Source organism: Sphaerospermopsis reniformis, from assembly GCF_005402885.1.
GTDB classification, from domain to species: domain Bacteria; phylum Cyanobacteriota; class Cyanobacteriia; order Cyanobacteriales; family Nostocaceae; genus Sphaerospermopsis; species Sphaerospermopsis kisseleviana.
Window position 1 is genome coordinate 1 of the sequence record NZ_BJCE01000491.1, and the last position, 1,157, is coordinate 1,157.

Genomic DNA, 1,157 nt, shown 5'->3' on the forward strand with positions numbered 1-1,157 from the left:
CATCTTCCGATCTAATTCCCAATTCCCAATTCCCAATTCCCAATTCCCAATTCCCAATTCCCAATTCCCAATTCCCAATTCCCAATTCCCAATTCCCAATTCCCAATTCCCAATTCCCAATTGTCAATTATCAATTGTCAATTATCAATTAACAGTGCCAATTGGAACTCAAAACAAAGGTAGATGTCTATAAATAAAGCAATCATTAATAGTTCGTCAATAGCAACTAAGATTGCTATATGTAGCAAGCGCCAAGGTATTTAGGAACTCAGTTGATAGCGCAGTGTGCCGTAAGCCACTGACAAAACTAAGACATACACAGACTTTCCATTATGTCCCCAGTCCCCAGTCACCTGTCACCTGTCATCTGTCACCTGTCACCTGTCACCTGCTATATATATCCTCCTCACCACTCCTTCACACACAAAACCTGCTCATCAGCAGTTACTAGGGGTGAGAGTTAAATCTAAAACTCTTGGAACTTTCCCTTTCAATACTATTATTATGTCGGCAAAGCTCAAATTTCTTTTAATTTTGATACTCAGCATCTTTGCCACTGCTGCTGGGGTTTATGTGATGCAGCGACAGCCTTCTGCTTTGATGACTGGAACTGCTAATGGACAACAGCAGCAGTTATATGTAGAACAAGATTCATCAGCATTGCTGACTTATCCTGAACGTTCTCATTATAAAACTATTCCTTTAGAAAGTATCAATTCTATTCTCCAAGGCAGTGACCCTGCTACTCTGGCTTTAAATATTCTAGATGATGTGAAATCTATAGAGGTCAAGCCGCAAGTAGAGGTAGCTTATCCCCAACCAAACCAAGCTTTAGTGACAATTACAAAACTCAATCCAGTAAAAAATAATTCAGTTAATTCAGTAAGTGCAATTAAATATCGAGTAGAGATGAGCCGCTTTGGGCGATCGCTCTTGGTTAGTTCACCCCCAGTCTGGGAAATTATCTGGGCTGGTTCTCAAGTCCAATGTTTCTCAAAAACTCCAGCCCAAAATAATTTGACCCAAAACTGTGATTAATTGGGAATTGGGAATTGGGAATTGGGAATTGGGAATTGGGAATAAATAATTATCTATTCACTGTCACCAGTCCCCAGTCCCCAGTCCCCAATCACCAGTCCCCAGTCCCCAATAACTAA

Annotated in this window: 1 protein-coding gene; it reads left to right on the forward strand. The window is 40.5% G+C overall.

Annotated features, from left to right (window positions below):
- Window positions 1–504 precede the first annotated feature (504 nt).
- On the forward strand, window positions 505–1,038 hold the full coding sequence (locus FFR48_RS27955) for a hypothetical protein (protein WP_096568036.1): 534 nt from the start codon (window positions 505–507) through the stop codon (window positions 1,036–1,038).
- The last annotated feature ends 119 nt before the right edge of the window (window positions 1,039–1,157 follow it).

What these genes read in the sequence shown, in the direction of transcription:
- FFR48_RS27955 (WP_096568036.1), top strand. Translation starts at nt 505, where the DNA reads ATGTCGGCAAAGCTCAAATTTCTTTTAATTTTGATACTCAGCATCTTT.